The sequence below is a fragment of the Intrasporangium sp. genome (assembly GCF_039812505.1).
GTDB lineage: Bacteria > Actinomycetota > Actinomycetes > Actinomycetales > Dermatophilaceae > Intrasporangium_A.
The window spans coordinates 1-7556 of the sequence record NZ_JBDIAQ010000165.1 but is presented as its reverse complement, the minus strand read 5'-3'; the positions used below and the strand labels follow the sequence as shown (position 1 = coordinate 7556).

Genomic DNA, 7556 nt, shown 5'->3' with positions numbered 1-7556 from the left:
GTGGCGCTGGCGTCAGGACGCCCACGAGGGCCAAGGTGGACAGCATGCGGCCTCCCTACGACGCGCTCGTACGCCGGCTCGTCGCGCTCGTGACCGGCGCACGAGCGGGGGGCCGGGTGGTCGTCGGGATCACCGGCCCGCCGGGCGCCGGCAAGTCGACCGTGGCGCGGGGTCTCGTCGACCGGCTCGATGCGCCGCCGCCCGTCGGCCTCGGACCGGATGCCGCCCACCTCGTCCCGATGGACGGCTTCCACCTGGCGGACGTGCAGCTGCGGCGGCTGGGGCTGGCCGGCCGCAAGGGCGCCCCCGAGACCTTCGACGCGGACGGCTACCTGGCCCTGCTCCGGCGGCTGTCCGAGGAACGGGACCGGACCGTGTACGCGCCGGGGTTCGAGCGTGACCTGGAGCAGCCGCTGGCGGCTGCCATCGCCGTGGAGCCGTCGGTGCGCCTGATCGTCACGGAAGGGAACTACCTGTTGCTGCCCCAGGACCCCTGGCCCGCGGTGCGCTCGCTGCTCGCGGAGGTCTGGTACGTCGACGTGGACGACCGGACCCGGACCGAGCGGCTCGTGGCCCGGCACGTGAAGTACGGCAAGACGCCGCAGGCGGCGCGGGAGTGGGTGCTGCGCTCGGACGAGGCCAACGCGCGGCTCGTGGCGGCCACGCGCGGGCGCGCCGACCTCGTGGTCACCACGGCCTGACCGTGCGCCGGCCGTGCCGCAACAGCCGGGTCGGGGTGAGACGCATGCGAAGGCCTGTGGTACCGGCCGACGGAAGCGGTTGCGAGCGGGTGGTTGCCGGTGCATGGGTCGGCATTTCGGCAGGACATCGGGCTGAAGTCCACCTACTCTGGAGGTACCGGAACCTCCGGCGCGGTGTGAGGTGTCTACACACAGGTTCCCTCGCTGGGGCACCTCGATCCCGAAGACGGGGCCGCAGTGGCGGAGCGTTCGTTCGCGTCCCCTCCCCGACGAGCGAGCGCTCCGCCCACACCCAGGTCCGGCCAAGGCCCGCGCGGTCACGGATCGCGCTGGCGCCCCACCTCTCGTTACGATGCCTTCGTGCCCAAGCTCGTGCTCACCGTCATCGGCGACGATCGCGCCGGACTCGTCGAGGCGCTCTCCCAGGTCGTGACCGGCCAGGGCGGCAACTGGGAGGACAGCCAGATGGCCGAGCTGGCCGGCAAGTTCGCCGGCATCGTGGTCGTCACCGTGCCGGCCGACCGGGGCGCGGCCCTGACCGATGCGCTTCGCGGGCTCGACGGGCTGCTCGAGGTGTCCGCGCACCCCGGCGCCGAGGCCGAGCCGGCCGCCGGCGACGCTGAGCGGCTCACGATCGACGTCCTCGGCAACGACCACCCGGGGATCGTCCACGACGTCTCTGCGGTGCTCGCCCGCAGCGGTCTCAGCATCGAACGGATGTCGACCGAGAGTCGGGACGCGCCGATGGCCGGCGGGCGCCTGTTCGAGGCGCACGTCGTGGCCCGGGTGCCTCCCTCGGTCGACATCGGGGAGGTCCGCGCCGGGATCGAACGGCTCGCCAGCGAGCTGCTCGTCGACATCGACGTCACCGGCCCGTAGCCCGTCGACCGGGCGGCCGGTCACCAGTTGACCAGCAGGCGGCCCTGCACGTCCCGGAACTGGCCCACGATGATGATGATCAGGTCGACGAGCGACCAGATCCCGAGCCCGCCAACCGTGAGCAGCTGCAGGATGCCGGTGCCCACCTTGCCGACGTAGAACCGGTGCACCCCCAGCGGGCCGAGGAAGAGGCAGAGCAGCGTCGCGGCCAGGCGCGAGCTCGGGCTGACGGGGTTGCCGTACTGGTCGATGAGCACCTTGGTCGCCAGGGCCGCGCTGAGCGGCGGCGCGGCAGCCGGACCGGTCTGCTCGGTCCACATGTTGCCGTCCCAGTAGCGGGTCATCGGCTGGCCGTAGGGGTCCGGATACCATCCGGGCGGCGGGTTGTCCGGGCTCTCCGGAGTGGGCTGGGTGTTCATCGCTGCTCCTCGGGTTCGAACGCGTGGTGGGGTTCGAGCCTATGCCGCTCGCCCCCTCGGCCACGCAGGTCGCCGGAGGTGCCGGGAGCCGCTACTGCGCGGCGGGCGCGTCGTCGGCCGTTCCCGACCCGAGCACCTCCCAGAAATGCTCCCGCAGGGCGAGCCGCGAGCGCTCGTCGACGTCGTACATCCCGAGCCGGGCGGACATGTCGAGCAGCATGGCCCGGTCCAGGTCCCGCGGGATGTACGGCCGCTCCGAGCGCACCGCCCGCAGCTCGGCGTCGGTCACGGTGCTCTTCCACGTGTCGACGACGCCGTGGACGACCTCCTCGACCAGCTTCTCGATCTCGGGCGGGAGGTTCGCGTCGCCCACCGAGGCCCGACCGGTCGTGCTCGAGTAGACGATGCGCGGCGCGGAGTGCAGGGTGTGGTTGCCGTGCGGGCCGGCCGTCTGCTCGCCGGACCGGACAGCCGGGATCGGGGTGGTCCACGGCCGGCTGGTCGCGAGGGCCGCCGGCGTGGGGACCGAGGCGCGCTCGACGGTCTCGGGCTGCTCCAAGGGGGCCGGCGCAGGCTTGGGCCGCGGCTTGACGAACCGGTCGATGATGACCGGGTCGATCAGGGCGGTGCCGTCGGCCTCGCGCTGGAGGTTGCGCGAGACGGCGTGCGGTCGGCCGTGCCGGTCCGGTGCCGCCAGGAGCATGACCTGCACGCCGTGGCCCTGGGCCTCCTCGACGGCCTCGGTCAGGTCGTCGTCGCCCGAGACGAGGTAGATGACGTCGGCGACGCGGTTGCGCCCATGGGTGGCCAGGTCCAGGCCGATCCGCAGGTCGACCCCCTTCTGCTCGCCACCCGGTGACATCCGCCCGAGACGCAGCTTGAGCCGCGGCAGCATGCCGATCTGGTCCTGCCACGCGTCAGGGGCCCCGCCGGGCCCGCCGCCGGCGTCGTACCAGTTGACGCGGAGCAGGGGCAACCCGCTCTGCAGCTCGACCTGGCCGATCAGCGCCTCGATCAGCTCGCGGTAGGCGATCACGACACCGCCGCGCAGCGAGGTCCCGGTCACGCGCGTCGCGGCCGAGGCCAGCAGGTATCCGGCGTCGACGTATATAGCGCAATAGGACCTCATACCGCCACCATGTCACAGGCCCGGGCCGGGTGCTCGGACCTCACGCTGGGAGCCGCGCCGAACCCGGTGGAGGCGCCTGGCAGCCGCCGGCCCGTCGGTGCGGGGCTGCGGCGGAGCGGCACCGCGGGGGAGGGGAGCGCGGCGCCGCCCTTCCCCCATTGTGCCCGCTGCGGACCGCTGGGGTGAGCGCTTTCACATTGTGGCCGGTGGTCAGGATTCGTTGGTCCACAAGGAGTTTCCTAGGATGGGGTCACCGCCTCGGAGATTCCCGTGGTCCTGACGAAGGAGCGCCCGATGGACGCCGAAAGCAACCGCCTGATCGACCGGGTCCGTCTCGAGGGAGGCGCCGGACAGGACGACCTCCACTTCATCGAACGAACCCTGGCCCAGCTGTTCACCCAGCTCGACCGCTTCGACCCCAGCCAGGTCGACATCTCGATCCGGTTCAAGGACCGCGGCCAGCCGGGCATGCGTACCACGCTCGACGTGCGCGTCCAGGGACTGCCGGCCCTGGTCGGGGTCTCTCACCTCGAGGCCACCAAGGACGCCCTCAACGACGCGGAGGCCAAGGTGCTCTCCCAGCTGCGCAGCCACGTGAGCCGCAACGCGTCGCGGCGCACCCGCCCCTGAGGGCCACCCACCTGGACACACCCGGCGTATGCCGCACAGCCGCCCGGGCGGCGCGCCGCACGTCCGGTGGCGGCCCGGGTCGCGCCGCTGGCCCACCCGGGCCACGTCCGAGCCCGCACCCGCCCGCGCTGGGCGCGCCGTCGAGATCCGGCCCGGGTAAGTAGCGGTGCCGGGACACGGGAGGGCCGACGGGCCCCGGACGTGGTCCGGGACCCGTCTTCTGCCTCCCCGGGTCTCCCCGGCGCGCTGTCCCGACCGACAGCCTACGGACGTTTTGTCCCTAATGCGGCATAGTTGCGCGACTCGTTGGGCTGCGCAACACGGCAGTCCCGGTGACCTCGTCCGCCCGGTCCGCTCTCCCTGCCGGCGGAGGTGGACCCCGGTCGCTCGTCGGCACCTGCACCCCGAGCTGCGGCTCTCCCTGTCGGCGGGGTGGAGCGGGAGGATCCCACCACCGGGTGCGGGTGCCTCGACACGCCCGCTGAGCGGCATACGGGCGGTGACCGGCGGGGCGCGGTGATCGCCTAGTTTGGAGGGCGTGGACACCGACGCCGTGCTGCAGCTGCTCCGCGATGCCGCCGAGGCGGCGATCAACCCGAGGTTCCGGGCGCTCGCGGTGGGCGAGGTCCACGAGAAGAACCCCGGCGACCTCGTGACCGACGCCGACCGCGAGGCGGAGCAGCTCATCACGGCCGGACTGCTCGGCGCCTACCCGGACGCGGTGGTCCTCGCGGAGGAGGCGCACTCGGCCGACCCCAGCCTGATGGACCGCTACCTGAGCGCCGAGCACGCCTTCACGGTCGACCCGGTGGATGGCACGAAGAACTTCGTGCACGGCTCGCCCGACCATGCGGTCATGGTGTCCGAGACCGTCGGCGGGCAGGCCGTCCGAGCGTGGATCTGGCAGCCGCAGTACGAGCTGGCCTACGTCGCGGAGCGTGGCGCCGGGGCGTGGTGCGGTGCCCGCCGGCTCCGGAGGGAGGCGGCGCTCCCCCCGCTCGACGGGCGCACGTCGCGGCGCAAGTGGGTGGGCGAGTCGTTCGGGGGGCTGCCGGCGCTGCGCCTGACCTGGGTGTCGTGCGGCATCGACTACCCCAAGCTTGTCGAGGGCGAGGCGGACTACATCGTCTACCACTGGGCGGCACCCTGGGACCACGCGCCGGGCACGCTGCTGCTGCGCGAGGCCGGGGGCGCCGCCGGGACCCTGGACGGGGTGGCCTACCAGCCCCGGCTTCGCCCGACCCGGGGCCTGCTCGCCGCCGCCGACGCGCTGACCTACGAGACCGTCCGGGTCACCCTTCCCTGACTCCCCCTGCGGGTGTCACGTCCCGGTCGTGAGGTCGGCGTGGCGGCTTCGTATCAGCCGGCGCCGTCGCGACACTGAGTGTTGACGACTTAGGCGGCTGGCCCGTTGTGGTACGTGAACCGCCATTGGAGCCCGGACCTCACACAGGCCGGGCTCCACACTCGCGCGGCGACGTACCGTGGAGCCATGACGCAGACCCCGCGTTGGGAGAGCCCGGTGGAGCGGGCGATCCGGGAGGCCCAGGAGCGCGGCGACTTCGACGACCTGCCCGGCGCGGGCAAGCCGCTGGACCTGCGGGACGCCAACGACCCCGACTGGTGGATCAAGCGGTATGCCGCTCGCGAGAACCTCGATCTCGGCGGTGCCCTTCCGGGCGCGCTCGCCCTGCGGAAGGAGGCGGCGGGATATCCCGAGGCGCTCGTCGACGTCACCCGGGAGGAGGACGTGCGCGAGATCGTCGCGGACTACAACAAGCGGGTGCTGGCCGACCGGCTGCGGCCCGCGGTCGGCAACCTGCCGCCGTTGCTGGCCAAGACGCTCGACGTCGACGACATGGTGTCGCAGTGGCGGGAGCTACGGGCGTCGCGGGAGCCGGTCGCGCCGACCACGCCGGTGCCGACCACGCCGGTGCCGGCGCGGCGCTCCTGGTGGCGGCGCCTGCTGTCGGGCTCGTGATCCGGGGCCGGCCCGGCGACCTGGCCCGGCGACACATGATCGGGGACACCTGCCCGGCGACCTGGCCCGGCGACACATGATCGGGGACACCTGCCCGGCGACACCGGTCCTGCCGCGGGCCCGGAACGTCCCGGTTCTACCATCGAGGCATGGGACGAGAGTTCGAGGCCGACGACGATCTGCGTGGTGCCCGCTTCGTCGACGTGGACCTGACCACGGCGGAGTTTCGCGAGGTGACGCTCAACGACGCCCGCTTCGTCGGGGTCGTGGCGCACGACGTGGAGGTCGAGGGGCTGATCAGCAACCTTCGCGTCAACGGGGTCGAGGTGATGCAGTTCGTCGAGGCCGAGCTCGACCGGCGCCATCCCGAGCGGCTGCTGCTGCGCTCGACCGACGTCGCCGGTCTGCGAAAGGGGTGGGAGACACTCGTGGACATGTGGGCCGCCACCACGAACCGCTTGGCGGGTCTGCCCGTGCGCGACCAGAACCGCCGCGTCGACGGTGAGTGGTCGGCCATCGAGACGCTGCGCCATCTGGTCTTCGTGACCGACGCCTGGTTCCGGCGAGCGGTGCTGGGGATCGAGCACCCGTACCACCCGATTGGACTGCCCGCCGGATTCGTCAAGCACCCGACCGAGATGGGGCTCGACCCGTCGGCCCACCCGACCCTGCCCGAGGTGCGGGCGGTCCGCGAGGCCCAGGCGGCCGAGATCGGTGCCTACCTGGCCGACCTGCTCGACGAGGACCTCGAGAAGCCGGGCGCTCGCACGAGCGAGCCCGGGTGGCCGGTCGACCCGAGCGACGAGACGGTGCTCGGCTGTCTGCAGATCCTGCTGGACGAGGAGTGGGCCCACCACCAGTTCTGCGTGCGCGACCTGGGGAGGCTGGACTGAGCACGTCCGATCGGGAACCGGGCACTGTCGGTCGGAACACTCTGGGTCGGGAATCGTGCCCTCTCAAGAGGGGCGGAAGTCGGTCAGTACGGTGGGGAGATGGACCCGCACCCGCTGACCGGCCAGCTCTTCGCCTCGCCCGTGCCGCCGGGGTCGGGCTGGCCCGGCGACCCCGCGACCCCGGACACGCCGGTGGCCCACACGGAGCAGGAGGTCAGCGCCCTCGCCGAGGAGGTCAGCGGCATACCGGAGCTGGACGCGCGGATCAGCGTGTGCCGGGCGTGCCCGCGGCTGGTCCGGTGGCGTGAGTCGGTCGCGACCACGGGGCGGCGGGCGTCCTTCGCGGACCAGCCGTACTGGGGGCGGCCGGTGCCGTCCTTCGGCGACCCGGAGGCGTCCGTGATCGTCGTCGGGCTGGCCCCGGCAGCCAACGGTGCCAACCGGACTGGACGCATGTTCACCGGGGATCGTTCGGGTGACTGGCTGTTCGCTGCCCTGCATCGCGCTGGCTACGCCTCGCTGCCCACCGCGGTGGCCAGCGGCGACGGGCTGGTCCTGCGCGGGCTGCGGATCACCGCACCGGTGCGGTGCGCGCCGCCCGGCAACAAGCCGACGACCGAGGAGAAGCAGGTGTGCAGCCACTGGCTCGACCGCGACCTCGAGCTGGCCGAGCCCCACCTGCGCACGCTGCTCGCGCTGGGTCTGATCGGCTGGGACGCCACCATCCGGGCCGCGCGACGGCTGGGGTGGCAGGTGCCCAAGCCGAAGCCGAAGTTCGGTCACGGGGCCGAGGCGACGCTGCTGACCTCGGCGGGCCGTCCGGTGCGGCTGCTCGGCAGCTACCACGTGAGCCAGCAGAACACGTTCACCGGCAAGCTCACCGAGGCGATGTTCGACGAGGTCCTCGCGCGGCTGTGACGGGCG

Annotated in this window: 9 protein-coding genes; 7 read left to right on the top strand and 2 right to left on the bottom strand. The window is 72.8% G+C overall.

Annotation, left to right across the window (positions count from 1 at the left end; all coding sequences use genetic code 11):
* Both WMI84_RS15800 and WMI84_RS15795 read left to right on the top strand, forming a co-directional pair.
* Positions 1-701, top strand: a 701-nt coding sequence (locus tag WMI84_RS15800; RefSeq protein ID WP_347354733.1) for a nucleoside/nucleotide kinase family protein, incomplete at its 5' end; no start/stop codon positions are given.
* Positions 702-1061: 360 nt separating this feature from the next.
* A complete protein-coding gene (locus tag WMI84_RS15795) occupies positions 1062-1580 on the top strand; it encodes an ACT domain-containing protein (protein ID WP_347354732.1) in 519 nt (172 codons plus the stop codon).
* A gap of 20 nt (positions 1581-1600) precedes the next feature.
* Here the strand turns inward: WMI84_RS15795 and WMI84_RS15790 are convergent, their stop codons facing one another.
* Together WMI84_RS15790 and WMI84_RS15785 are read right to left on the bottom strand one after the other, a co-directional pair.
* Positions 1601-1999 carry an NINE protein gene (locus WMI84_RS15790; protein WP_347354731.1) on the bottom strand — a complete coding sequence of 133 codons (399 nt, stop codon included), beginning with the start codon at positions 1997-1999 and terminating at the stop codon, positions 1601-1603.
* A 91-nt stretch (positions 2000-2090) separates the two neighbouring features.
* Complete coding sequence (locus tag WMI84_RS15785) at positions 2091-3128, bottom strand: NYN domain-containing protein (protein WP_347354730.1); 1038 nt, start codon at positions 3126-3128, stop codon at positions 2091-2093.
* A gap of 294 nt (positions 3129-3422) precedes the next feature.
* On the opposite strand from WMI84_RS15785, the gene WMI84_RS15780 reads away from it, so the two are divergent.
* The 5 genes from WMI84_RS15780 to WMI84_RS15760 all read left to right on the top strand — a co-directional run bounded on the left by WMI84_RS15780 (position 3423) and on the right by WMI84_RS15760 (position 7550).
* Positions 3423-3758, top strand: coding sequence for a hypothetical protein (locus WMI84_RS15780; protein WP_347354729.1), 336 nt, complete (start codon positions 3423-3425; stop codon positions 3756-3758).
* Between the two features lie 538 nt (positions 3759-4296).
* Positions 4297-5064, top strand: a complete 768-nt coding sequence (locus WMI84_RS15775; protein ID WP_347354728.1) for an inositol monophosphatase — start codon at positions 4297-4299, stop codon at positions 5062-5064.
* Positions 5065-5250: 186 nt separating this feature from the next.
* A complete protein-coding gene (locus tag WMI84_RS15770; RefSeq protein ID WP_347354727.1) occupies positions 5251-5739 on the top strand; it encodes a DUF1992 domain-containing protein in 489 nt (162 codons plus the stop codon).
* Between the two features lie 149 nt (positions 5740-5888).
* Positions 5889-6632, top strand: a complete 744-nt coding sequence (locus WMI84_RS15765) for a DinB family protein (RefSeq protein ID WP_347354726.1) — start codon at positions 5889-5891, stop codon at positions 6630-6632.
* Positions 6633-6731: 99 nt separating this feature from the next.
* On the top strand, positions 6732-7550 hold the full coding sequence (locus tag WMI84_RS15760) for a uracil-DNA glycosylase (RefSeq protein ID WP_347354725.1): 819 nt from the start codon (positions 6732-6734) through the stop codon (positions 7548-7550).
* Positions 7551-7556 lie beyond the last annotated feature (6 nt).